Annotated in this window: 28 protein-coding genes; 27 read left to right on the plus strand and 1 reads right to left on the minus strand. The window is 43.1% G+C overall.

Annotated elements, in window-relative coordinates:
* The first annotated feature begins 91 nt into the window (after positions 1-91).
* The 13 genes from AC787_RS34950 (at position 92) to AC787_RS28760 (ending at position 11,434) form a co-directional block, all read left to right on the plus strand.
* Positions 92-256, plus strand: a complete 165-nt coding sequence (locus tag AC787_RS34950; RefSeq protein WP_235561166.1) for a hypothetical protein — start codon at positions 92-94, stop codon at positions 254-256.
* Positions 198-1,418: a gephyrin-like molybdotransferase Glp gene (gene glp / locus AC787_RS28700; RefSeq protein ID WP_235561163.1), complete on the plus strand. Its 1,221-nt coding sequence runs from the start codon at positions 198-200 to the stop codon at positions 1,416-1,418. The genes AC787_RS34950 and glp overlap by 59 nt, the downstream gene beginning before the upstream one ends.
* A gap of 7 nt (positions 1,419-1,425) precedes the next feature.
* Positions 1,426-2,457: a GTP 3',8-cyclase MoaA gene (gene moaA / locus AC787_RS28705; RefSeq protein WP_414731010.1), complete on the plus strand. Its 1,032-nt coding sequence runs from the start codon at positions 1,426-1,428 to the stop codon at positions 2,455-2,457.
* An 88-nt stretch (positions 2,458-2,545) separates the two neighbouring features.
* Positions 2,546-3,088 carry a hemerythrin domain-containing protein gene (locus AC787_RS28710; RefSeq protein WP_161807581.1) on the plus strand — a complete coding sequence of 181 codons (543 nt, stop codon included), beginning with the start codon at positions 2,546-2,548 and terminating at the stop codon, positions 3,086-3,088.
* Positions 3,089-3,433: 345 nt separating this feature from the next.
* Positions 3,434-4,120, plus strand: coding sequence for an iron-sulfur cluster repair di-iron protein (ric, locus tag AC787_RS28715; RefSeq protein WP_054028389.1), 687 nt, complete (start codon positions 3,434-3,436; stop codon positions 4,118-4,120).
* Positions 4,121-4,789: 669 nt separating this feature from the next.
* Positions 4,790-5,830 carry a hypothetical protein gene (locus tag AC787_RS28725; RefSeq protein ID WP_054028391.1) on the plus strand — a complete coding sequence of 347 codons (1,041 nt, stop codon included), beginning with the start codon at positions 4,790-4,792 and terminating at the stop codon, positions 5,828-5,830.
* Positions 5,817-7,988 (plus strand): molybdopterin oxidoreductase family protein, encoded by a 2,172-nt coding sequence (locus AC787_RS28730; protein WP_054028392.1) that lies wholly within the window; start codon positions 5,817-5,819, stop codon positions 7,986-7,988. Before AC787_RS28725 ends, AC787_RS28730 begins: the two co-directional genes overlap by 14 nt.
* Positions 7,985-8,548, plus strand: coding sequence for a 4Fe-4S dicluster domain-containing protein (locus AC787_RS28735; RefSeq protein ID WP_054028393.1), 564 nt, complete (start codon positions 7,985-7,987; stop codon positions 8,546-8,548). The genes AC787_RS28730 and AC787_RS28735 overlap by 4 nt, the downstream gene beginning before the upstream one ends.
* Positions 8,549-8,573: 25 nt before the next feature.
* Complete coding sequence (locus tag AC787_RS28740; protein ID WP_054028394.1) at positions 8,574-9,110, plus strand: Rieske 2Fe-2S domain-containing protein; 537 nt, start codon at positions 8,574-8,576, stop codon at positions 9,108-9,110.
* On the plus strand, positions 9,100-9,288 hold the full coding sequence (locus AC787_RS28745) for a hypothetical protein (RefSeq protein WP_054028395.1): 189 nt from the start codon (positions 9,100-9,102) through the stop codon (positions 9,286-9,288). The genes AC787_RS28740 and AC787_RS28745 overlap by 11 nt, the downstream gene beginning before the upstream one ends.
* Positions 9,285-10,790 carry an MFS transporter gene (locus AC787_RS28750; RefSeq protein WP_054028396.1) on the plus strand — a complete coding sequence of 502 codons (1,506 nt, stop codon included), beginning with the start codon at positions 9,285-9,287 and terminating at the stop codon, positions 10,788-10,790. Before AC787_RS28745 ends, AC787_RS28750 begins: the two co-directional genes overlap by 4 nt.
* Before the next feature lie 15 nt (positions 10,791-10,805).
* Complete coding sequence (locus AC787_RS28755; RefSeq protein WP_054028397.1) at positions 10,806-11,138, plus strand: hypothetical protein; 333 nt, start codon at positions 10,806-10,808, stop codon at positions 11,136-11,138.
* A gap of 5 nt (positions 11,139-11,143) precedes the next feature.
* Positions 11,144-11,434: a hypothetical protein gene (locus AC787_RS28760; protein ID WP_054028398.1), complete on the plus strand. Its 291-nt coding sequence runs from the start codon at positions 11,144-11,146 to the stop codon at positions 11,432-11,434.
* Positions 11,435-11,750: 316 nt separating this feature from the next.
* Here AC787_RS28760 and AC787_RS28765 read toward each other — a convergent pair whose 3' ends face one another.
* Entirely contained in the window at positions 11,751-12,428 is a 678-nt protein-coding gene (locus AC787_RS28765) for a Crp/Fnr family transcriptional regulator (RefSeq protein WP_054028638.1), read from the minus strand.
* A gap of 373 nt (positions 12,429-12,801) precedes the next feature.
* Here AC787_RS28765 and AC787_RS28770 point away from each other — a divergent pair, with 373 nt between their 5' ends.
* The 14 genes from AC787_RS28770 to AC787_RS28830 all read left to right on the plus strand — a co-directional run bounded on the left by AC787_RS28770 (position 12,802) and on the right by AC787_RS28830 (position 25,841).
* The gene (locus AC787_RS28770) at positions 12,802-13,353 is read left to right on the plus strand and encodes a hemerythrin domain-containing protein (RefSeq protein WP_321166181.1); all 552 of its coding nucleotides are present in this window, start codon (positions 12,802-12,804) and stop codon (positions 13,351-13,353) included.
* Between the two features lie 115 nt (positions 13,354-13,468).
* Positions 13,469-13,678, plus strand: coding sequence for a DUF2249 domain-containing protein (locus AC787_RS28775; RefSeq protein ID WP_054028640.1), 210 nt, complete (start codon positions 13,469-13,471; stop codon positions 13,676-13,678).
* A gap of 4 nt (positions 13,679-13,682) precedes the next feature.
* Positions 13,683-13,829, plus strand: coding sequence for a hypothetical protein (locus AC787_RS34230; protein WP_161807582.1), 147 nt, complete (start codon positions 13,683-13,685; stop codon positions 13,827-13,829).
* A gap of 83 nt (positions 13,830-13,912) precedes the next feature.
* Positions 13,913-14,611, plus strand: coding sequence for a Crp/Fnr family transcriptional regulator (locus AC787_RS28780; RefSeq protein WP_054028399.1), 699 nt, complete (start codon positions 13,913-13,915; stop codon positions 14,609-14,611).
* Positions 14,596-14,943: a hypothetical protein gene (locus AC787_RS28785; protein ID WP_054028400.1), complete on the plus strand. Its 348-nt coding sequence runs from the start codon at positions 14,596-14,598 to the stop codon at positions 14,941-14,943. The genes AC787_RS28780 and AC787_RS28785 overlap by 16 nt, the downstream gene beginning before the upstream one ends.
* 177 nt (positions 14,944-15,120) lie before the next feature.
* Complete coding sequence (locus AC787_RS28790; protein ID WP_054028401.1) at positions 15,121-15,999, plus strand: phosphotransferase; 879 nt, start codon at positions 15,121-15,123, stop codon at positions 15,997-15,999.
* A 158-nt stretch (positions 16,000-16,157) separates the two neighbouring features.
* Entirely contained in the window at positions 16,158-16,712 is a 555-nt protein-coding gene (locus tag AC787_RS28795; RefSeq protein WP_054028402.1) for an RNA polymerase sigma factor, read from the plus strand.
* Positions 16,709-17,728 carry a DUF4871 domain-containing protein gene (locus AC787_RS28800; protein WP_054028403.1) on the plus strand — a complete coding sequence of 340 codons (1,020 nt, stop codon included), beginning with the start codon at positions 16,709-16,711 and terminating at the stop codon, positions 17,726-17,728. Before AC787_RS28795 ends, AC787_RS28800 begins: the two co-directional genes overlap by 4 nt.
* Positions 17,729-17,847: 119 nt before the next feature.
* On the plus strand, positions 17,848-20,250 hold the full coding sequence (locus tag AC787_RS28805) for an ATP-binding cassette domain-containing protein (protein ID WP_054028404.1): 2,403 nt from the start codon (positions 17,848-17,850) through the stop codon (positions 20,248-20,250).
* Entirely contained in the window at positions 20,247-21,203 is a 957-nt protein-coding gene (locus AC787_RS28810) for a serine hydrolase domain-containing protein (protein WP_054028405.1), read from the plus strand. Before AC787_RS28805 ends, AC787_RS28810 begins: the two co-directional genes overlap by 4 nt.
* Positions 21,204-21,242: 39 nt before the next feature.
* Complete coding sequence (locus AC787_RS28815) at positions 21,243-21,812, plus strand: histidine phosphatase family protein (RefSeq protein ID WP_054028406.1); 570 nt, start codon at positions 21,243-21,245, stop codon at positions 21,810-21,812.
* Positions 21,813-21,850: 38 nt separating this feature from the next.
* The gene (locus AC787_RS28820) at positions 21,851-22,225 is read left to right on the plus strand and encodes a RidA family protein (protein ID WP_054028407.1); all 375 of its coding nucleotides are present in this window, start codon (positions 21,851-21,853) and stop codon (positions 22,223-22,225) included.
* Positions 22,226-22,470: 245 nt separating this feature from the next.
* On the plus strand, positions 22,471-24,066 hold the full coding sequence (locus AC787_RS28825) for a response regulator transcription factor (protein ID WP_054028408.1): 1,596 nt from the start codon (positions 22,471-22,473) through the stop codon (positions 24,064-24,066).
* Between the two features lie 2 nt (positions 24,067-24,068).
* On the plus strand, positions 24,069-25,841 hold the full coding sequence (locus AC787_RS28830; protein WP_054028641.1) for a sensor histidine kinase: 1,773 nt from the start codon (positions 24,069-24,071) through the stop codon (positions 25,839-25,841).
* Positions 25,842-25,894 lie beyond the last annotated feature (53 nt).

Below are 25,894 nucleotides of genomic sequence, written 5' to 3' on the forward strand. Positions count from 1 at the left end.
AGATGTGATGTATGTCACTATAGAAAGTATCCCAGCATTCAACTTGTTGTGAATGTGATTAATATCACATCTGTACGAGGCGTAAAGCTTTATGATTCAATTATTATGGGATGAAGGAAGGACTTTTCAGGATGATCAACAGGAGCCAGAGGTTTGCTCGCAGGGCAGTCAAGGTCGTTCATGCCCAGAGTATGATTATGCAGCACGTACAGCAGCTGGACAGCGAGCATGCATACATCGATTCATGTTTATATAGAAGGATTTCGGAGCCATTGCACTCGAAAGAATGTATGCCTCATTTTCGTCGATCCGGGTTGGATGGATATGCGATTTTGAGTGAAGAAGCTTCATTCGCGACTCCACAAAATCCTACACGCCTTAAGGTAATCGAAGAGGTGCCTGCAGGAAGTATATCAAGTAAACAGGTGGTTCCTGGAACCGCGATTCGCGTTATGACGGGATCCTCCGTTCCAGATCGAGCGAATGCTGTTGTCATGTTCGAACAGACTGAAGAGCTCCAAGAGGATGGACAATATTTTATCCACATTAAGCATAAAGTTAATTATGGACAGAACATCGTCAATGTAGGGGATGAAATCAAATCAGGGCAGTTACTCATGGGAGCAGGCACCCGGATAGGACCAGGTCAAATCGCTCTGCTCGCGTCATTAGGCTATGAAAAAGTTCCTGTTATCCGTCGCCCTGTCGTAGGCGTGTTAACAACTGGAAGTGAACTGATTACGCCTGGTGAACCACTTCTACCTGGGAAAATTCGCAATAGTAATGCCTACATGCTTGCGGCGCAAATCGAGCAATATGGTGGTCGCGCGGTCAGGTATGGAACCGCTCCCGATGACATTCGTGAAGTCGCTCGGACGATTCGAACGGCGATAGAAGAATGCGATATGCTCATTGTTAGCGGAGGTGTCTCCGTTGGTGATTATGATGTGATGGCTGAATTTTTTTCTGCGAAGAATGAGAACGGCATGGAACTTCTCTTCAATAAAATTGCCATGCGACCAGGCAGCCCGACTAGCGCGGCGGCAATCAACAAAAAACTTTTGTTCGGTTTGTCTGGCAACCCTGGTGCTTGCTTCGTTGGTTTTGAACTACTAGTGCGGCCTGCACTGCTTGCCATGCAAGGAATCTCAAGCCCGTTCATTCACACTATCAAAGCGGTAATGGCGGATGATTTTGATAAAGGGTGTCCGCACGATCGATATATCAGAGGACATATGACCTTTTCCAATCAGCAAATGAGCGTAAGTGTGTTGAAAAAAAACAGCTCAAGTATGCTGGTTTCCATACAAGATGCGAACTGCCTCATCCTGATACCTTCGGGTTCGAAAGGAATTGCTGCAGGTCAGCAAGTAGAGGTTATTCCTCTTCCCTATGAAATTACCTTGTGCGGAAAGTGAGAGACGAATGATGGAAAATCACAATAAGCAAGCTCCTCAAATCACAGACGCTCTTGGAAGACCGCTTCGGGATTTACGTATATCTGTTACAGATCGCTGCAATTTCAGATGCCGATATTGTATGCCCGAAGAGGTGTTTGGCCCCAATTTTCGCTTTCTTCCGCAAGAAAAGCTGCTTAGCCTTCCTGAATTGGAAAGATTAACGCGGATATTTGTATCGTTTGGTGTTGAGAAAATTCGCATTACTGGTGGAGAGCCGCTGTTAAAGAAAAATATTGGCGAAATCATTACCATGATCCGCGATATAGAAGGCGTTAGGGATATTGCTGTTACGACCAATGGATCACTGCTGAAACAAAAGGCAAGGGAATTAAGAGACTCCGGGTTAGAGCGTATCACAGTAAGTCTGGATAGTCTGAATGATGAGCGATTTGGCGTTATGAACGGGAGAGGATTTCCGGTAAAAGGGGTGCTGGAAGGCATCGATGCCGCGGCTTTGGCAGGATTATCCGTGAAGGTGAATATGGTTGTCCAAAAGGGCGTTAACGATCAGGATATTATCCCCATGTCCCAATACTTCCGGGAGCGCGGGCATATTTTAAGATTCGTTGAATTTATGGATGTTGGAAATAGCAACGGATGGAATTTGAAGCATGTCGTGCCCAGCAAGCAGATTATTGAAATCATTCATAAAGAGATGCCGCTGGAACCGGCGGAATCAAATTATTTTGGCGAGGTTGCAACGAGGTATCGTTATCAGGGATCCCAAGATGAAATCGGCTTGATATCCTCCGTAACCCAAGCATTTTGCGGAAGCTGTACACGAGCTCGACTTTCTGCGGAAGGGCATCTGTATACTTGTTTGTTTGCTTCAGATAAGACAGATGTGCTAAGTGTAATGAGAGCCGGTGCTAGTGATGCCGAAATAAGATCATTAATTGCAGAAGTTTGGGGGAAGCGCCAGGATCGTTATTCTGAAACGCGACTTACGCAAACGACACCCGTGCCGAAGGTTGAAATGTCTCATATAGGTGGTTAGTGTGATGTATCGCACAGCGAGAACCTGTATATGGAGCTATACTAAAGACATAAAGCAAAATGTAATGAGAACTTGGGAGGGATTCGGAGTGGAGGTAAATGACTTAATCTACAATTCAGGGCTCGCTGCTTCAAACTCGGCTGCGCTTACTTTTGCAACAGACCGTTTAAAGGAAGAGCATGAAAAATTACGAAGTCAATTAAGGATTCTCGAAACGAATGCCAAAGAAGTGATCTTGATCGCTGATACAGCAAAAGGTTTGCAAATTCTTCAGCAACTAAGGACTCAGACCGCTCAATTTGAGAACGAACTGGAGCAGCATTCAGAATGGGAGGAACAGGAATTGTTCCCCTTTCTATTGGCATATTTCCACCGTCAACCGGCTCCATCTATCATGCCTTCCTTCTGGGTTCTGGAAAAGGATCACCAGTTAGGCGTTTCGTTTATTCAATCGTTCAACGAGGCCGTTAATGAAGTAACTCCTTTAGTCAATAAAAAACGGTTAGCAGAAACTGCCTCGCATCTCGTACAGGCATGCTTGATATTGAATGACCACTTCACGATGGAAGAGAAGCTTATATTACCCTTAACCGAGGAAGTGATGACGGATCTGGAACACTTTTTCTCATAGGAGATGGATCATATGAAATTATTTCTATTTATTTCTTATTAGAGATTCCAACAAGTCATAATTGGTTTATCGGCGCGATGACGGTACCTATGGTTTAATTACAACAGCATAAAGCATAACATGAGTATTATGTGGCGACCATCTCACGGCAATCAGTCAGAGAGAGGTCGCCATATTTTTATGGCAATTTAGCCGTAGATTTGAATAAGCGCATGTATAAAGCAGCCTTCATAAAAGACAATAGAGAATCATTTTCACAAATGTGATGACTATCACAAACTCTTTTACAATGCTCAGGTATAGTTGATATCGGGTAGAAACACAAATGATTTGGAGGGTTTTATCATGGGAATGAACATTCAATTAATGCACAGCGTAGGAGATATTGTAACGAACTATCCCAAAACAGCTGAGGTGTTCAAGGAATTCCGCATTGATTTTTGCTGCGGGGGCAATAAATCGCTTCTTCAAGTGATTCGCGACCAAGACATCGAGGAGGAGATATTGTTAAAAAGTCTCAGAAAGGCGGCGGTATCCTCGAAATCCAAGGACTTGAACTGGAATGAATTAAGCTCGAGTGAATTAATTGATCACATCGTTAGCATCCATCATGGTTATTTGAAATCTGCACTGCCGCAAATAAGTGAATATGTGAAAAAGGTGGCTCGCGTGCATGGACCGAATCACACTGAACTCTTCCAAGTGCACCAATGGTTCGAAACTTTGCGAAGCGATATGGAGCACCATATGGAAAAGGAAGAGCTGGAAGCTTTCCCTGCTGTGATTGCCTATGAAAATGATCCGACGGAAGCAAAGCGGGATCGTCTACTAGAAATTCTGAACACGCTGGAGCAAGAGCATGAAGGCTCAGGTGATCTATTAAAACAAATCCGGGAGATCACAGGCGACTACGAGCTGCCAAAGGATGCCTGCACAACGTTTCAGCTCACGTTTTTGAAGCTAGAGGAACTGGAATCGGATATGTTTCAGCACATCCATTTAGAGAACAATATACTTTTTAATCGCGCTTAGCGAATGGTCATTGTCTTAAAAGGGGGAAGTATCTATGTTCAGGCTTCCGCTGTTGTTCATAGTGACTGGGATTCTCAGTTTTCTAGGATTTCACGTGCTATACCTGTTTTCTCTGGGATCATGGATAGGAGAGCCTCCCATTAGGCGGAATCGTTATCGCCTTGATGCTGGCTACACCTATTATTTACGAGATCCACTTGAGAGATATATGTAAGCACCGTCATAAAGGCAGCCCGGGCTCCGGGATTCGCTGGACGATCTACAGCACTGGGCATAGGTATAAATAGCATGTTATTGGTTTGGATTGGCGGATGCCTGCTTTCGGTAGGTTCACTGCTGTATATGAGTTTAATCGCCCGTGTATTCGTACGTTAAGTATGAATCGCATTGTGGTGGCTATGGCTTTCCCTGAGATCTAACAAGATCTGAAGGAAAGCCATTTTTATTTGTCAAATCCATGACAACTGAAAAGGTGTGCTGAAGATCACATTCACGAAGGCTGCTTATACGTATATTAGAAACAAGATCGTTGATCATTGCGATTTATTTCAAATTGTCACGGGTAGTTCGATTTAAATCGGGTTCATAGTGATTTTTCTCACAGAGCGCAGTGGTCAACTCATGGTTTAATGATTTAGGAGATCGAATAGTGAAGGGGCAAAGATAAATATGGATCGAGCATTCGCGTCAAAATTCGCCAAATGTGTCTTTATCGCAGTTTGTGGTTTAGTGATTCTCATGGGAATCGGATCAAGGCTTTTTACACACATTGACTTGGCTCTATATGGATATATGGTAGGTACTGTCGTTTTCATCTGCGGTTTCTTCTATCGTTTTATTGCTTGGGGAGAACGGCCGCCTGCCAAAATCATTTTGAAGAAAGGCATTAAGCTATTGCTGCGAAAAAGTACGCCAAAGACAACTACGGAGCATTTGGTTACCTATCGCTTTATTTGGAATCGCGGGTGGTACCGCTGGTTACAACACGTTCTTCTTGGTTGGGGTTGCATTCTATCAGCCTTCGTGACTTTCCCCCTTGTGTTCGGCTGGATGTACTTCACGATGGGAGAGAATGGAACTTATACAGTCGTTGGTTTCGGCATCGACATCATGCGGATTAAAGCGGATGGGCTTCTTGGGTTTCTCTTCTACAACGCATTAAATATTACAGCCTTCATGGTTATCGGCGGCGTATGCATGGCGTTATACCGCAGACTTAAGAATATGCAGGCACGTGCTGAACAAACGCTAATCTATGATTTTCTGCCGCTGTATATGCTTCTATTCGTAAGCTTAACAGGATTGCTGCTCACCTTCTGCAATATATTCCTTCATGGCTATGGGCACTCGGTTGTAACGTTAGTCCACCAATGGGCCGTGATCGTGACTTTGATTTATATCCCTTTCGGTAAATTGGCACATATTCCATTCCGTCCAATGAGCGTGTTTGCCAGAAATTATCGAGAGCATTACGCCGAGCAAGCGACGAAAAGCTGCAGGGTTTGCGGAAATGGCTTTGTATCGGTCGAGCAATCCAATGACGTCATCGACGTGTTGAAAGTAAACGAAATTGAATTCAAAACAGAAGAGGGCTATCACCTGGCTGAGCTTTGCCTGCCATGCCGCCGGAAATACAGAATGTCCCGCTTTACCGGAATACCGACCCATCAGATTCGTGTGAAGGAGGCCAACCAAAATGCCAAAGGATAAATTTTTTAAGGCAATCGCGAATAAGACACATCCGAATGAAAAGTTGGTGAAAACGCATTGCTCTTATTGCGGTATGCAGTGTGGCATGAACCTGAGAGTGGATACACATACAAATAAAATTATCGGTGTTGAGCCGCGATACGATTGGCCGGTAACGCTTGGCAAAATGTGTCCCAAAGGAGTAACAGCTTATCAACAAACCAATCACGACGACAGGTTGCTGCTTCCATTAATTCGAGATGATGCATCTTTAAAAGGAACGAAAGAAGGTTTCCGAGAAGCAAGTTGGGAAGAGGCTTACGACTTGATCGTAAGGAAATTCCAAAAGCTTCAGGGTCAGTATGGCAAAGATTCTCTTTCCGTATTTAGCGGTGTATCGATGACCAATGAGAAATGCTATCTGACGGGGAAATTTGCAAGGGTAGCTTTGCAAACTCGTTACATTGATTACAATGGACGGTTCTGTATGTCAAGTGCTGCCGCAGGTTTTCTTCGGAGCTTTGGCGTAGACAGGGGATCAACATTACCTTGGACGGATCTTCATGAAACGGATTGCTTGTTTATTGCAGGCAGCAATACAGCAGAGTGTCATCCTACCTCCATGTTTCGCGTATGGGAGGTACAAAATCGCGGCGGTTATCTCATTGTAGCTGATCCTCGGGAAACACCAATCGCTCGTCGTGCTGATGTTCATCTCGATCTACGCCCAGGTACAGATCTGGCGCTCGCCAACTGTATGATCAATCTCTTGATTCAAAATGGTCATGTTGATGCCCAATTTGTCACGGATCACACGAATGGCTTTGAAGAAATGAAAGAGGTTGTGAAGGAATTCACACCTGAATTTACAAGCGAGATCACTGGAGTTGCTCCTGAGAAATTGATTCGTGCTGCGGAAATCTATGGCAAAGCACCAAATGCTGTCGTCATGTTTGCTCGTGGCATCGAGCAGCAGATCAAAGGGTCCGACAATGTTTCAGCCTACACCAATATGTGTCTGGTAACTGGCAAAATTGGCCGGCCTAAATCAGGTGTTGCTACCTTTACAGGGCAAGGAAATGGTCAGGGAGGAAGGGAGCATGGACAAAAGGCAGACGCACTACCAGGATACCGCAAGATTACAAATCCTAAGCATGTAGAAGAGGTTTGTAAGGTTTGGGGAATTACACCTGAAGAAATGCCACAGCCAGGTGTCTCTGCTTACGAGATGTTTGAGCTTATGATGAACAAAACGATCAGAAGCCTCTATTTACTCTGTTCTAACCCGGCCGTATCCGCGCCAAACCTAAATTATGTGCGCGCCGCATTAAAGAATCTTGACTTTATGGTTTGCTCAGATATGTATTTATCGGAATCCGCTGAATTTGCCGATGTGGTACTGCCATCTGTTACTTGGTCGGAGGATGAGGGGACGGTAACCAATCTTGAAGGACGGATCATCAAGATTAATAAAGCCCAAGAGCCTCTCGGTGAATCCAAGCCGGATTGGTTGATTGCAGTAGAACTTGCAGAACGACTTGGCAGAGGCCAGTATTTCCGCCATCTGAAGACAGCAAGAGATGTAGCTGACGAATTCCGCCTTGCCTCCAAAGGAGGCTATGCAGATTACTACGGAGCCACCTGGGAGAAAATCGATAAACAAGACGGTGTCTTCTGGCCCTGTCGAAGCGAAGAAGATCCGGGTACACCACATATGTTCCTAGACCATAAGTTCTACCATCCAGATGGAAAAGCACAATTATGCGCGCTCCCTTATAGACCGCCTGCAGAGGAACCTTGCGAACAATATCCGCTTCGTCTGACCACTGGTCGAGTCGTGTATCACTATTTATCCGGGAATCAAACAAGAAGAATTCCGTTTCTGAGAGACATGTGCCCAGAGCCTTATGTAGAGGTTCATCCGGAAACCGCAGCGAGATATCGTATATCGCATGACGAAGTTGTGCGATTGTATACACGCCGCGGAGAAACCTTTTATAAAGTTAAAATCATTGAAGCAATCCGTAAGGATACTGTATTCGTTCCTTATCATTTCGGTCATGACCTATCTATTAATCTATTAACGATCTCGGCGTTAGACCCGATTTCAAAAATGCCAGAATTTAAGGCCTGTGCAGCCCAGATCGAAAAGCAACCGGAGAAGGTGAACATCCGATGAAACAACATCTGTACATTGAAATGGATAACTGCATCGGTTGTCGAAGCTGTTTGGCTGCTTGTACGCAATGTGGAGGACACGATGAAAGAAATCGCAACTATGTATACGATGTGAATCCACTTGTTACGCGTCAAACGATTCCGCTCATGTGTCTACACTGTGTGAATCCGGCGTGTGCAAGAAGTTGTCCTGCTCAAGCTATTCAAATCACGGAAGAAGGAGCAGTGCTTTCCGCTTTAGTCGAGAAGTGCATTGGCTGTCAGAATTGTACCATCGCTTGTCCTTACGGAATCCCTAAATTTGATGAAGAGCAAAACCTGATGTATAAATGCGACCTTTGCTACGATCGGACCAAAGAAGGCATACCTCCGATGTGTGCTTCGGTTTGTCCAACCAACACATTACAATGGGTGACGGAGGAAGAACTGGCAGCGAAGAAAGAGCAGCATAAACTCGGTAAATGGACAGCAAGCCATCAGCCTTTTGACCCGTTAGAAGGCGAAACGAATGTAAAGATCAGCCTTCCAGGTATTCTACAAGGAAAACAAAAATTGTTCTAATCTACTTGTGATGGGGTGAGCCTATATGGAACAGGACAACAAGCGAGACAATAATCATAGTCCATTTAATGAAGACAATTATACGCATAATATTAGAAAAAATAACGAAAGAATGCTGGACCGACGCGGTTTTATGAAGACGCTGGTCGGGGCCGCGGGCGTCTTCGCTGTAGCTACACTACCTTGGGGAACGCTGGCAGCAAAAGAATTGACGGGCTTAAAGAAGAAGGCGTATCCGGACCTGAAGGTCACAGATATTAGCTCGCTGAAGGTCGGAGACGCTGTTGAGTTTGCATATCCGGGAGAGCATGATTCAGCGCTGCTCATTCGTCTTGGCGAGAATGAATACAAGGCGTACCAAAATGCGTGCACGCATCTCAAGTGTCCCGTTTTCTGGAGTAAGGAGAAGGATGAGATGGTATGTCCTTGTCATCACGGTATCTTCGACGCGAGAACAGGTACTCCGACAGCAGGCCCTCCGAGAAGACCTCTGCCTGAGGTGCTGCTGAAGAAGGAACAAGGCGCGATTTATGCGACGGGAGTGAAACGCTATGAAACGTAGTTATTTAGGCGTTATTTTACTTTGTGTCGTGTTGTTTCTGAACATTCTTTGTACACAGAAGGCAGTGAATGCGTACTATTTCGAACACTATCGTTCTGTTATTATTTACGCTGTGTGTAATATTCTGTTATTCCCAGCTGCAATATTGATCTATCGTAAGGAGCGTAACATCCGATGAATATCAAAAAAATACAATTGCCGCTGCAGACCGTCAGTCTTATTCTAGGCTTCATGGTATGGGTCATTTTATCTTCGTTAATGCCGTTTATTAAAGAGACTATTAAGTTAACGCCTTCTCAGCTTACGTGGGTAACCGCTATTCCAATTTTGTTCGGTTCTGTGATGCGAGTACCTGTAGGGTACTGGACAAATCGATATGGAGCTAGAAAAATTTTTGCCATCAGTTTTATTCTCTTGCTTGCGCCGGTATATTGGGTCAGTCAAGCCAACTCATTTGAAGATCTGATCATAGGAGGATTTTTCCTGGGGATTGGGGGAGCCGTATTTTCCGTGGGTGTTACTTCCTTACCTAAATATTATCCGAAGGAGAAGCATGGTTTCGTTAATGGAATTTATGGGATCGGTAATCTAGGTACAGCGCTTTCCACCTTCGGTGCGCCATTAATTGCCAATCACATTGGATGGTCCAAAACCATACTGCTCTATAGTATATTACTCGTTGTGATGGCGGTATTGAACTTTTTCGTCGGAGATCGTAAAGAACCTCCTGTAAAAACCTCTCTTGTTGAGCAAATAAAAGGGGTGTCTGGAAATTCAAAGCTATGGTTCTTATGTTTATTCTACTTTATAACTTTTGGTTCGTTCGTTGCCTTTACTGTTTACTTGCCAAACTTTCTGGTTAGCAGCTTCCATCTTTCCAAAGTTGATGCAGGGATGCGTACTGGCGGATTTATCGTACTAGCAACAGCAATGCGACCTATCGGGGGCTACTTAGGGGATAAATTCAATCCTTTCAAAATTCTCATGTTCGTCTTTGCGGGGTTAACGGCGGCTGGGGTATTGTTATCTTTTGCACCAACAATGACTTGGTACACAGTTGGCTGTTTAACTATCGCGTTTTGTGCTGGTACAGGTAATGGGGCTATCTTTAAACTCGTCCCTATGTACTTTACCAAACAAGCTGGTATTGCGAACGGGATCATTTCCGCTATGGGCGGGTTGGGAGGGTTTTTCCCTCCCTTGATGCTTACTTTCCTTTTAAAACTAACAGGTCATTATGCAATTGGTTTTATGGCTTTATCCGAAGTGGCATTAGCCAGTCTAATTCTTATAGTCTGGATGTTTTATCAGGAAAAATTGGGACTTTCATCAAAAATCATTGAGAATACAGTAGAAGGCATTATGGTGACGGACACCATCGGAAAAATTCATTCGGTTAATGCAGCCTTCACTCAGTTGACAGGTTACGAGGCAAATGAAGTTATTGGTCTGACGCCTAGCGTGTTAAAATCGGGGAAACAAGATCGCGATTTTTACAATGTGATGTGGGATAAAATTCGTGGTCAGGGCTTCTGGCAGGGCGAAATCTGGAATCGTAAAAAGAATGGCGATATTTATCTGGAGTGGCTTACCATAAGCGCAGTGAAAAATGACGCCGGAGATGTCGTTTATTATGCCGGAATGTTTAGTGATATTACCAAACAAAAAGGCTTTAAGTAGAAAGGAAGATGAACGATGCCTTTTGAGTTTACTTTGAATCTTTGCTTTATTCGTGAGCATACACAGTCTCCCTTTCAGTCGGTCATTAATCAGCAATTGCAAGGTCTTTTTGCCGGCAAAGGATCCTGGTATATTGACCACAGGGAAGAGGAAGGACTCGACATCGCTGTCGCCGAAGTCAAAGGTTTGGCGACCTGGGAAACTGAAGACGAAATCATTCGGTATATTGAAGAGTCCGCACGGATGGATTCAGCATCTGAATCGGCTTGCTGGGATCATCTGCAGGGGTACCAGGTGAGTGTATCTCCTAAATTAGATGCGGGCTGTTGCCGCTTAAAATCGAGGTGAAAGCTATGAAGTGGGAAGAAAAACTGTCGCGCTGGCTAGGCACTCAGATCGAGGTGCATATTGAGGATCAGGCAGGTCTGGATCCTGTAGCACCGCCTAAAAAAATGACTCTTGAAAAAATACGTATTTCCGATGACCAAGGATTTATGCAAATGTATCTGAATGAACATCAATTTCTGGCTATCCCCTTGAGGGGAGTTGAATTTACGAGCTTGGTAAGCTCGGATCAAGGAACGGTGCTTCGCTCAGTTGATTTATCAGCTCAGCTAGTGTATAAAGTTCAATTTGGTTTATAGTGATCACTAGGATATTTAAAAAAATCATTTTCAGCCAATGTCTAGGCTCAAAATGGTTTTTTTGTATGCCTTCGATGTCGGATAAATAATGTGTTTCAATTACTTCGGAACGATTGCATAGTAACTTGCAGTTGAGGGACAGGCTGCATAAGTTAGCTGAAGGGAATGCCAAGAGGTCTCGGCAACTAATAGATGAAATCGAACAATTAAAGCATTAAGGTTCCTGTATTAGTTGTAAAATAAGACGATCAAATATGCAAAGAAAGGATCCCACTTCCATGGAGTCCTTTTTAGTTTATAGAGTATCATGATGAAATTACATCCTGCAGATTTCTAATGGACAGTTTTCACAGTGGCAGATATCACGGAGGTAGGTTGCATTCTTAATCACAATTTGACCATTAATAAATTCAATAGCATCTTCTTTCTTCATATCGCTTAACATCCGATTGACGCTTTCGCGAGTAGAACCGATCATATCTGCCATCTCGGAATTGTTGATTTTATAATTGATCAGGGTATGCTCACCTTTTGGAATCCCGAATGTGTTACTTAATCTAATTAATAAGGAACAAAGCGCGCCTGGTTTGCCGTACATCATTAAATCGCGAAATTTTGTTTCCGTCATCCGATGCATGAGCCCCATCCATCTCATAAATTCAATAGCCAAATCTCCATGCTGCCATAGCAGAATCTCGAGATCTTTTCGCTGAATTACACCGATCTCGCAATCAACTGTGACTTCCGCACTGAAGCTTTGTACGGAATGTAGAAACGGATCCATTTGGCCGAATAAATCACCCGCCTGATGAAGGTTCAGGATAAAACTTTTTCCTGTTTCCGACATCTTCGTGATGCGGATCTCACCTTTTATTACGTAAAACAATCGATCTGCGGGATCGCCTTCCCAGAATAGATACTCACTTTTCATGGCTTGTTTCGCATACATAATGCTTTTCAATCTATCAAAATTTGTTTCAGAGAAAAATTTCATAATTCCTTTATGATTTGCAATTTCCGTTCTATCGCAAGTACTCTTTTCTTCTTTTACCAGATAGTTTGTGGTCATGTGGACCAACTCCTCAACATTTCTTGCTACCTTCATCATAAAGGTTTCCGTTGATTTTGTTTATCGGGAGTTCCACTGATCTTTTAAGTCGAAATCCCCTATTCCGGTGTGATTTAAATCACAATTCCCCAAAGCTAAAAAAAGTGGCTTCGTTGTGATAGAAATTACAAATGCTTTAATTCTAAATGAGGTCATTTCACAAGTGTGATTTATATAACATTCTTACTTCTGAACCTAGGGTAAACTGTAAAGAAGAGAAGTTAGACGTGTAATCTAAATGGAAAGCGAGGAGATACAAGTGGAACATCAATGTGCAAGTAAAATGTTTAGCGAGGGAGCTAATGAGGTGCTTTGTGAGCCTTTAGCAAGGTTAAAGAAGGAACATGATCCACTGCGTAAGCAAATGGAGGATCTTGCATTTTCAGTGAATACGATTGTTTCTGAAAATGGGTCCGACCGTTGGCAGTTAGAATTAGTTGATTTGGAAATCAAGGTTGAAACATTTATGAAGGAATTGGGACCCCATTCTGAGCAGGAAGAAGGAGTGTTGTTTCCAATGATGGCTAACTACATCGGTCGTACTACAGGGCCAATAGCTGTGATGGAATATGAACACGATCAGGCCAAAGAAAATCTAAAAATCTTTCAGGTTTCTATGAAAAAGCTGGATCTGAAAATAATAAATTTGAATCGAGCTAAAGAAATCGCGTTGTATGTGCATAAAGCTTATACGATTCTAACAGATCACTTTTTGAAAGAAGAAAATATCCTGTTCCCACTGGCCGAAAAAATGCTGTCAGCGGAGGATAAGGAGCAATTACTCCAAAAGTTGAAGGATCGCCAGATATGATATAGATCACTTCTATTTTTTTATATAAACGTGATACCCATCAAAAGCTGGGACGCAGCATTCTCGTATAATGAAGTTGTAATTGAGAATGAATATCTAAGGAGGATGGTTAATGATGGACCTATTTACAACAATTATAAAAGTTCCTGAGTATCCACCGCAGTTAAAACATAAAGTTATCTTTGAATCGTTCGATCAGCTAAAACCGGGCGAGGTTATGCTTCTGATTAATGACCATGATCCGCGTCCACTGCGTTATCAATTTGAAGCTACACGAAGCGGACAGTTTTCATGGGAGTACCTGGAACAAGGGCCAGAGACATAGCTCCATGCATGATACAATTGTTGGCGGAGTTCATCGAGCGTTGGAAGGGGAACTAGGTATTAGTCATATAAATGTTGCTGTTGTGTGGGAGCCGCGATGGACGCCAGAGCATATGACAGAAGTGGCAAAAGAACAGTTAGATTATTCTTAATATTATTGAGCCGGAGTAAAAGTCTGGCTCTTTTTTGCATGTTTGACACAAGATAAATGCAAAGAAAGGAGAGGGACATAACAATGAAGGAAAAAACAATAGATGTCGAGGAACTTCTTCGTCAAGTTCCGTTGTTTCGTGATTTATCCGAGGAAGAAATAGCAGGACTTAGCAGGATTATGATTCAACGTTCGTACCGTAAAAAAACAATTGTATTTACTGAAGGTAGTGAAAAAGAAGCGATATATTTCATTCAGAATGGCTTGATCAAAACCTACAAGACGGATGAAAATGGTCATCAACAAATCGTATCTTTTCTGAAAACAGGAGATATGTTTCCTCATACTGGGTTGTTTCATACGAATCATTATCCAGCAACCGCAGAGACGATTGTTCCAACGGCGCTGTTTGCTATGCCGATCAAGCCCTTTGAACTCCTTCTAAGAAGTAACCCTGGAATAGCGGTTAAGCTCATGTGGGTAATGAGCCAAAAAATCCTTGAATTACAGGAAAAGCTGCAAGAGTTGACTGGTCAAGATGTGCAAAACCGTGGTCAACTGTTCTTGTTGAAACTTGCAGAGAATAATGGGACGGTGAAAAATGGTAAACACCATATCGAAATCCCGATGACCCATCAGGATATAGCCAATGCAATCGGGACGACGAGAGAAACGGTAAATCGGTTGCTTAATCAACTCCGCAAAGAGGGCATTGTAGAAACCGATCGTTCAGGATTTGTAATCCATGATATGGAGGCGCTTCGGCATTGGAGAGAGATTTAAGTATTCAAATTCATAGTTACCCAATGGGGAATGATTTGATCATTCTTATTAGCGGCGGTCAAGCTCATATCGGAGCTGTAGCCGTTGCTTTTCCACAGATGGATCGGATTCATACGGAAACAATAACGATACCAGGACATCGGGAAGATCAGTTAGCGGCAGAAATCGCGGAAATTGCAGCTTCTAAGCTCAATCGAACCGTAACCGTATTGATGGGCATCCATGTCGACCATGCAACAAAGGAAGAGATTGATGAGATAGTCAAGAATGTACATGATGCAATGAATCAGGAACTTGAACGAATAGAGGCGTATAAAAAGGACTGCTTTTAAGGTACTCCCGTTAGATAAAAGCCGGGATAAGTGCCTTTAAAGCAGTCCTTTGAGGTTTTAAGGAGTCGGGAATTTTGTAAAGACCTTATTCAACATCATAACAGAGCAGTAATTATAAGTCTATATTTTTTCGTGAGAATATGTAAAAATTTGATTAACTTGGATAGGAGGTAAGGCATGAACCTACAGACATTATTTTATGAACCGATTATTTCACAATCCACACTGGGTGGATGGTCTAGTGATGTGTTCCTAGTAAACACGGAAGCGGGGGAATACGTTGTTCGGTCGTCGGGCGTGGATGAAACGGTTGATGCTCCTTTTGTATGGGCATGCAGCAATTTGTTCGGTAAAGAATTAAGCGAAACCTTTGATATGGAGCTTATTAATCAATATCTTTCACGATTGACGAGCAATATAGCTATTCCAAAAGTATTTAGTAAGGCCATAATAGATGGAAGACAAGTGATTGCAGTTGAAAAAATGAATGGAACCAATTTGTCATTTCAAGCCAAACCCTCGATGATGATGGAGGATCTTGGTAGATCGATCGCGGAGATCCATTCCCATAAAGTTTTTGAGTGGGGCTCTCTAAACGGATCACTGCGATATGAATTGGGTGATTTTCCCCAGAAGCTCGCAGATGCGATGCGAATCTTGGCAGTACGTTATTACATGGGAAATACTGTAATAAACGAACGTCTCGATCACTACTGTTCATTAGCTGCTAGTATGCCGGTACCGACTTATGCCTCATGTATCATGCTTGATATGGATCCGAGACAATTTCTTTCAAATGGGGAACGTGTTAGCGCAATTGTCGATACAGAAGCCTACGTTCTTGGTCCTCGTGAAATGGATTTAATAGCGATTGAATGTTCATTAGATGAGCTGGGAGCTCATTTTTTCCGGAAAGGTTACGCTGAAGTCCTACCTTTTCCTGATTTATCAGAGGTTCGAGAATTGTACCGATATTTCTTTTGTTTACTGGAAATTAAGGGGCCAGCCTTTGACTATCATAAGTGGATGTCCATGCCCAATCTATTGATCAGTTGAAAAAGAGACGTAGGAATTGTTATTTGATTCTTACGTTTTTTTCATTTTTGCAGATGCTAACTGAGCTCGTTAAGCGCTTTGGGCTAGTTATATTATTTTTTCAGATTTAGGGAACTTTTGGTACGCAGATGGGTCTTCTTAATTAGAGAGGTGATGAGGTGGAGCTGGAATATATTAAGTATTTGGCAAAAGGATATGAAACGGATGCCGTATTAATTGATTTGATGAATGCGCATGGCAACGACGTTTGGAATTTTGCCTTCTTTTTGATACGGGATGCAGATGCGGCGGATGATATTTGTCAGGACGTTTTTTTGACAGTGTACGAGAAAATTCATACATTCCGAGGCGAAGCCAGCATTAAGAGCTGGCTGCTGACGGTCACACGCAACAAAACGTATAAGTACCGAAGAAATGCTTATTTCTCTAAAGTGGTGCTAATGGATTTCGTAACTCGAAAGGATACTTCAAGATCAGCGGAAGCGGAAGTTTTTGACCGGATGGAAACCAAGTATATTTGGAACGCCGTTATGAAGCTTCCGCTTCGCTACCGAGAAGTTCTCTTACTGGAAGTCCATTATCAACTTTCCATTCAGGAAATGGCGAGCATGCTTCATGTAGCAGAAGGGACCATTAAATCGAGGCTGCACCGCGCACGCAAAAAAATATCAATTTTATTGCAAAGTGAGTCAAAAGGAGGAAACATCTTATGAAGGAGCAAAAACAGTGGGAAGAAGCGCTTAGCCACTCTCCGTTTGTGAATCCTCGTTTCACTGCGCAGTTGAGGGATAAAATTATTGATAAGGCCAATCACAAACCGAAGAAAAAGACGTATATAGCTCGTCTGGGAGCAGTAAGTGCACTCGTAGCCGTTCTTGTTTATATGTTGTTTGCCGCAGATTTGAGTAAGCTGTTTACTAATCCTTCGAAAATAAACGGAACGATTGGAAGCAGTAGGGGAGAGGAAGCTCGAACCGAATATATGATGAACGGCAAAGTGATATTTCAGGTGTTTCCTGAGGAGAATGTTGTTGCAGGTGCTGATCAAGGATATGTCATCCATTTTACGCAGCCCATTGATGTTTTTCTTGGGAAAAAGATTTCCATCGAGGGGTTTCACTCATTATCGGGGAAACGCCTGATCGTCATGCCCCCAGTGACAATTACTGAGCCCAGCTCAGGTTATGAGACGTTGGATCGTTTTACAACAGGCTTTAGCCTTCCAATTGGCGGGACATGGAGATTCGAGGTCAAGCTGAATGAACAATTTTACGGTGACTTCGTTTTGGAGGTGCAGGAGTCTTCACCATGGAGGAGTACATCTACTTTCAATTTGCCGTATACAGGTAACGATGGGATGCCTTATAACTATGTGCATGCAGGCGAGAAAGATAAGGTTGGATTCCTTGTCGGACCCTATCAAAATGATAAAGGCGAGCTGCTCGAACAACAGCCAGTTATTGCGGGCAAAGGAAATAAGTATATGTGGCACTTTTGGGGGAGCAAGGAGGAGCTCGCGGGCAGCTTTAACGTTATGGCCGTAAAAGAAGGCACCACTCGGGAAATCGATGTTTTCTCTGCGCGTGGTCTTGGTGGTCCTTTGAATGGTGCCGATGCTGCTATTCCATCATCAATGGAGCTGCCTGAAGCAGGCATGTGGCGGCTAAACGTATATATCCATGATCAGCTGTTCAGCAGCATTTATGTCCGGGTAGAACCGGAGAACTAACTTCAATTTCTTGAAAACGGGAGGGCTGCCATTTGGCAGTCCTTTAGTAAACTATTTACATAAGAACGTGTGTACGGTAAATTATGGTTATGAGATTAATGCCAGAATGGAGTGCATGCATGAAAGCTTTCATTGAAATAGAAGGAGCAAGGCTGCATAACCTCAAGGATATCGATGTCCGAATTCCAAAAAATAAGCTGACGGTCATTACAGGCGTATCGGGAAGCGGCAAGTCGAGTCTGGCTTTCGATACGTTGTATGAAGAAGGAAAGCGGCGCTATCTCTTGTTCTCGGGTACGCAGTATATGGTTGATGCGGTGTCGTCTTTTGATAAAATAACGGGTTTGTCTCCCGCAGTAGCTATTGAGCAGCGTATCATTCGGCAATCGAATCCTAGAAGTACAGTAGGCACGAGGACGAAAATCGGCAATTTACTTGCAATCTTATTTGCAACGTATGGTGTACGTGATGCTGCTTACAATGATGGGCTGCCGCTTTCAATGGAATTGTTTCAGAGGAACTCGCCTAAGGGAATGTGCGTGAAGTGTCTCGGTACTGGAAGCCATCACCTGATTCAAGAAGAAGCTATTTTGAATTCGGAAATGCAAATTAAAAACTTGTTTGATGGATTTTTGATCAAACATCGTTTTCACAGAGGAAATTTTAAAAAGTTTTGTGAAATATACGAGATTGATATTAATGACAAAATCAGAGCTTTACCTGATGATGTTTTTCATTCATTTAAGTATGGCTGCCGTAAGAGTGGATTTGTAGGTGCCGTTGTTGTTTTTACAGAAATGATGAAACATATGACGAGCAAAATGAAGAGACATGGAAGCAAGGACAAAGAAGTGATTTTATGGGGGATTAAAGCGGATTCCATGCCATGTCCGAAATGTAAAGGAACAGGTCTAGGTCTACAAGCTATCCATACAACAATAGGTGAGCGTACGATTAAAGAGCTCGAGGATATGTACATCAATGAACTGCTTGTTTTTCTGCAAAATCAGCACAGCAATGTATCGAGTAAAAATTTGTTGGATGAAATGATAATGAAGCTTGAGTGTTTGGTCGATGTAGGCCTACATCATCTTTCTCTATCGCGTCCAGTTCCTACCCTCTCAGGCGGTGAAATCCAGCGTCTATTTCTGGCGTCTTTTATTATTGCTGATATGGATTCTATTATTTTTATATTCGACGAACCTACAATCGGATTACATGAAGTAGAAAAGGAGATGCTGATCGGTATCATTCAAGGCTTAGTCGAGCGCGGAAATACAGTAGTTGCTGTAGAGCATGATCATAAATTTATGCAAGCAGCTGACTACATCGTCGACCTTGGACCTGAAGCGGGAGTCTATGGTGGAGAGCGGATTTTTCAGGGAAGCTATCATGATTTTATGTCTTGTGAACGATCGAGAACAGCTCCTTACTTGAAAGGCACCAAAACTTTGCATGCCAAAAAAAGCTATAAGGTAGTCGATCCAAGTAAAGTACTTAGGCTGGAGCATGCGAATCTACATAATCTTCGCGATGTCTCTGTAACGATACCCCTTGGACTGATGGTTGGTATAGCCGGTGTATCGGGCAGCGGCAAGTCCAGTTTAATTCAAGATACACTCGTACCGAAGCTTAAACAGTCACTCAAAAGCAAGTTCGTTTATGAGAATGACGAAATGGAGTTTGTGTTGCAAGAAGAGGTGACGTTACTCGGAATCGAGCATATCAAGAAATGCATAGTGGTTGACCAGAAACCAATCGGAAGGAGCAAAACATCCTGTCCAGCGACCTATACGGGCATATTTGACCGAATCCGTACACTGTTCAGCAAAACACCCGATGCGGTGGGAAAAGGATATACAGCCGGTTTGTTTACCGTCAATTCTGAAGGAGGCTGTAGGGGCTGCAAAGGGGAAGGTTTTAAAAACCACTATGTCGGCTTCGGCAACTTCATTGAGGTAGAGTGCGAAATGTGCGGTGCAACAGGATTCGTCGAAGAAGCTTTAAGTGTGACGCTAGAGGGAAAGAACATTAAGGAAGTTTTGATGATGAGCGTGGCAGAGGCCAGCATTTTTTTTGGAAATGAACAATCTATAGCTTATGACAAAATGATATCGAGCACGCTCAGTACGCTCGAAAGTGTAGGCATGGGTTATATTACGCTCGGTCAGAAGACGCCATCTATATCAGGCGGTGAGGCGCAGCGAATTAAGCTCGCCAAAGAACTGTGTAGGCAAAGTGGGAAAGAAAATGTTTATATTTTGGATGAGCCAACGACAGGTCTTTCTTTTTCAGATACGGAGCGGCTGATTACACTGCTGCAGCAGCTTGCGGATGCTGGCAATACGATTATTGTGACAGAGCATGATCCTGCTGTACTCGCCAATTGTGATTATATTATCGAAATGGGTCCAGGAGGCGGAAGCGATGGGGGATATATTATCGCGGAGGGCAAACCTCAGGAGCTTGTGACAAACAGCAAATCGATCATAGGGAAATATATAAAGCAGGTGCTGCAATGAGCTTTGAGTGGCATTTGTCCACTCCCGAAGCGGAGGGAATGGATGTTAATCTTCTTGAGCAGATAGATGATTATGTGAAACAAAAGCGATATAGACTCATAAACAGCGTAATCATTGTGAAAAACGGGAAGTTGGTTTACGAACGCTACTTCAATAAGTGTAATGAAAACACGAGGCATTCGATTAAATCGGTATGGAAGAGCATTCTAGCCATTGCAATAGGCATTTGTTTAGACAAAGGCTTGATCGGTAATCTGGATGAACAGATTGGCAAATATTTGCCTTCATTTGCGGGGCATAACCATCATTATCATAAGCTGATTACGATTCGGCATTTGCTAACTATGTCATCAGGCATTTACTGGAATGGCGGTGTTCATTACCATTGTCCGATGTTGCAGCAAATGATGCGTACGCAGGACTGGATGACTCATATCGCTGATATTGACATGCACAGTGTTCCCGGCATGACATTTCAATATAAGGAATGGGACGTCATGCTGTTATCTGCGATTATAGGTAAAGCATATGGAGGTACATCCTACGACTTAATCCATAATGAAATGTATAAACCGCTTGATATTGCCAGTGGAATTTGGCCGAGTAGTCCATGCGGTTTCTCCTATACGGTGATGAAGGGAGAAGAACAATCGGACTTGTCTGCTAGAGATATGGCTAAGGTAGGTTTGCTATTTTTAGGAGATGGAAGGGTTAATGGAAAGCAGATTGTTTCTTCTGAGTTTGTGAAGCAAGCTATTACTCCATCGAATCCGTCTTATGGTTTTCTTTGGTGGCTGTCTCCAAATGGATATGGATGTCGTGGATTTGGAGGGCAAGAGGTGAATGTTATTCCAAAACATCAATTTGTATCAGTCATACAAGCTACACCTACGGCATCGAGTAAATCTTATCCGGATATTCACGAAATGTTTCTTAGCAAAGCGATTAAATAAATGCTATTTATTATTTGGAAACTAACGGAGGACAGGTATATGAATACGGTCATTTATATGGTAAGGCATGCAGAATCTCCCTTTGAATTTGGACAAGAACGAACTCGCGGACTTTCGGTGGAGGGAATAGCAGCAGCGAAACAAGTTGCCGAGGTGCTAAGTGAAGTAGATATTCATTATATGGCATCGAGTCCTTACACAAGAGCTATGCAGACGATTCAGTACTTAGCTGAACTTAAATCTATGAATATTGTAGAGTATGAAGAGCTGGTGGAGCGGCCGATAAAGGGATTGGATTATAAGGCTCCATGGGATGTGTTGTATGAAGGAATACGCACTTCCTTTACGGACAAAGATTTTGCCTTGGAGGGCGGAGAAACGACTCGGAGCGCTGAGCAAAGAGCGATACCCGTCATTGAGAGGATACTAGTGGAACACCGAGGCGAAAACGTCATCATAGGTACACATGGCAACATTATGACGATCATAATGAATCATTATGATGATAAGTATGGCTTTGATTTTTGGAATACGACCTCCAAGCCAGACATTTATAAAATGACATTTAATCAGAACCAGCTGGAGCATGTGCAAAGAATGTGGAAGTGAACCGATTTAATAGTAATCCATTATAGGAGGTTGGTTTTATGAAAGAAATTATTTTAACGGACAAAGCTCAACAGCCAGGAGGAATGCCTTATTCTCAAGCCGTCAAAGTTGGAAATACCGTTTATGTAGCTGGTCAGGGACCTTTCGATCCTATAAGCGGCATGTGCGAGGACAGCACGTTGGAATATCAGGCAAGAAGGACATTGGACAACTTGAAAGCCATTCTTGAAGAAGCAGGAGCCCAAATGACGGATGTCGTCAAAGTAACCGTGTTTCTTGGAGCAGGGGCTGATTTTAACGAGTTCAACATCTACTATAAAGAGTATTTTTCTGCTCCGTATCCAGCAAGAGCAATTACCTGCGTAAGTGCGGATATTTTAGTGCAAATTGATGCAATTGCTGTCATTGAGTAAATAGTCTAGCCGCGTAAGTAAGGCGACAAGTAATCCATTGAAACCAAAGGTCATCCTGCAAAGGATGGCCTTTTTGTATCCTATAGTTCCAATGCCAATCGTTCACTATATTCATAGAATCTTGTAATATTTTCTTGCAACAGTCGAGTTGTTTAGTGTTATACTCGCTTATAAATTGACAACCAATGCGGAAATTCATTAGTTAATGAGTGAAAGCGACCGCATGAAGATGGAGCGTGAGCGGATTGAAAATACTAATTGTGGATGACGAGCCAAGGCATCTCAGAGGAATGGCTAAATTAGTTAGCGAGATGCGGCCAAACGCTGAAATTGTTGTAGCGAAAGATGGGGCGGCTGCTATGGAGATCATTCGAGTGGATCGGCCCCAAATCATGTTGACGGATATCCAGATGCCTAATATGGATGGCCTTACTTTGCTTAAATGGCTTGAGAATGAGCCACATCGACCGAAGGTAGTCATGGTATCTGCCTATAATTTGTTTGAATATGCGCAAACCGCGCTTCGTCATGGCGCTTACGACTACTTGTTGAAGCCGATTGATACAGATAAAGTGGAGGATATTTTGCGGCGACTTGATGCGCAAATAGCAACGGAGTCAAAGCAGGATGAGGTATCCGAAAAGCTAAAGGATAGACTTAAACTCACCTCCTCTGCTTACCAAAAGAATCTGCTTTTGTTATGGCTGAGCGGTAACTTATCGGCAGTGGAACAAGAGGAACTTGAAGCACTCGATATTGTGCAAGGAAGCGGTACAGTAATATTCTCCGAACTCACCATTCGCCTAGAGGAGGATAAGAGTCTCCATACACCAGCGTTGTTGCAGCAGTTGGAGCATTTAGGGTCATATTACGGTCAAGCTAGTACCTTCTCCTTAAATTCGTTGCGAGATGATGTATTCCAAGCCATTACGATTGTACGTACTCAGGCCCCATTCCAGCATAGACGCGAAGAAATTCGTTCGGCATTTACCGCTTTGAGCAAGGAATGGCTGCCGATTGGCAGACTTGTACATGGAATTGGCAGTAGCTGTTTTTCCTTACTAGAGCAGTTGCCTCAATCGTATCGATCAGCTCAAACCGCATGTATATATAATTTTCATGATCGTTGGCAGGGTGTCTTGTTTCATGATGAGCTGCGACTTTCCAGCAAGTCCTTTCACTTAGATGGGGAACGGTTATTCGAAGCTTTGCAGGATACCGATCCGATGGCTGCGATAATGCTGTGCCGGTCTGCCTTTCATGATCTGGCAGGTGAAGGTCAAACAGAACCGCAACTCATTAAAGAGTGTGCCTCTCTCACGCTCATGAAGATTAAAAGCCGAACAAGAGATGTTGTCGAAAGAAACTTTGGAAGCGTCCTCACGAATACGGTTATAACGGAAATCCCCACATGCGATAGTTTCAGTAAGCTGCTTGGGCTCTTAGAATATCAACTTCGTGATTTGCATCAAGCACTACGGAACATGAAGCAAGGGAAAAGCGAAATCATTATGGATAAGTGTTTGAGCTGGATACAAGAGAAATATATGGAGGATCTGACACTCGAGATGGCAGCTGAACAGTTCGCCTTTAATCCGTCTTATTTCAGTACATTAATCAAAAGCCGTACCGGAAAGTCTTTTTCTGACCATATCACTGAGGCTCGAATGAGAAGGGCGAAAGAATTGCTCAGAGCCGGTACTCTGAAAATTTATGATATTGCTGCGCAATGCGGTTACCGTGATACGAAGTATTTTTGCAGAGTGTTCAAGAAACAGAATGGTCTATCACCTGAAACCTATAAGCACAAATCCCTTTCGACGAATAGAGACGAGATATGAACATGACATTTCGAAGACGGCTGTTCATCAGCTATATTATTTTAATTGCTTTGCCGTTCCTCGTGTTAAGTACATTATTTTATCGTACAAGCCTTAAGGTCGTGACGGAGCAAGCGCAAAAAAACGTTTATGAGATCGTCAAAAAAAATAATGAAGTCATCGATACGAAGCTCAAAGTTGTGGATCAGAACAGCTTGGCCTTATTTGTAGACAAGGATCTATTTCAAATATTCAGTAAGCTGAATCCAGCAAAGGACGAGGAGCTGCTCGCAGCCGATCGACGAGTATCCACCATTCTCAGTAAATATTTCTCGCAAAACGAGGATGTTTACGCCTATCAGCTTTGGACTTCTTACTTCACCTTTGGCAATTCGCAAAACATGCCGCAAGGAGATCCCACACTTTCGAATATTTACCGGCAAGCCGAGCAAGCGGGTGGGAAAATGATCTGGTATCCTACCTATGACTTTGTAGATATGTTTGATCAGTCTTGGCTTTCCAAGAGCAAGATCGACTATCGCTATTTATATTCGGCTACGCGCTTGCTCAATTTCACACATATGGAAGACAGTACTTTAATTAAGCTGGATCCGAATGTGGAGCGGCCTGTGCTCACGATTAGCTTCAAATCCACCGTACTGGATGCTCTGTTTGAGAAAAGCATACCAGTCGGTTCTCGCTATATGGTATTAGATCCGAACAATATCGTGGTTGCTGGCAGTGATGTGTCACAAGTAACGAAAAGTTTCAACGAGAAATGGGTGGATTCATTCCGCATGACGGGAAGCGGCACTCAGCGGATGAAGCTGAACGGCGAGAATATGATTATATGTTTTGACCGCTCAACCGTAACCGGGTGGTTATCTATCGTAATAACGCCAGAATCTGCCTTGGTAGGCAACCTAGTGCCTGTTATTCGAACCTCGACGATTGTGTTAGCTGCTATTTTGGGGGGCATCGCTTTTCTATTTGCTTATTTTATATTAAGCCGCATCACCGGTCCGATTAAGAAGCTGCTCGGAGCGATGAGATCCGTTGGCGAAGGTGACTTTCAAACCCGGGTGGAGGTCAGCACGAATGATGAATTTGGAATTTTGATGCAGCGGTTTAACCGGATGAATGATCGGATTCACCTGCTGGTCAAAGAGAATTATGAGATTAAGTTAAAGGAAAAGGAAGCTGAAATTCACGCGCTTAATATGCAGATGAATCCTCATTTTTTGTATAACACGCTCAATATTATGAATTGGACGGCTATTGAGAATAACCAGAAGGAACTAAGTAAAATGCTCGTTTGTTTGTCCAATATGCTGCATTATACCTCTCGGAAGGAATGGGGTGCCGTTCATCTTTCGGAAGAAATCGAGTGGATGAAAAACTATTTTTATATTATGTCTGCTCGGTTCGAAGGCAAATTTACGGTTAACTATGAAATTGATCCTTCTCTTTATGATCATAAGGTGCCGAGGCTGCTGTTTCAGCCGTTTGTTGAAAATGCTATTCTGCATGGGTTTAATCAGATGGATGAGGGAGGCGTCATCTTCATTCGCGGATGGGAAGATGGAGGAAGCCGTTTTTTTGAGATAAACGATAATGGACGAGGAATAAGTGAAGAGATGATTAAACTGATTTTGTTTAAGGAGTCCTCCTCGGTCGGAATTAAGAACACCATCTCCCGTATACAGATGGCATACGGCGACGAATACGGCATCGAGATTCGACCCGTACAAGGATCAGGTACAAGCATTCTGATACGACTTCCGCTCCAAACCTAATAATAGTCCACCATTCTAATAATACTCGGGTTTTGAAAGCGTTATCTATCCAT

The sequence above is a fragment of the Bacillus sp. FJAT-28004 genome (assembly GCF_001280845.1).
Taxonomy (GTDB): Bacteria; Bacillota; Bacilli; order Paenibacillales; family Paenibacillaceae; genus Pristimantibacillus.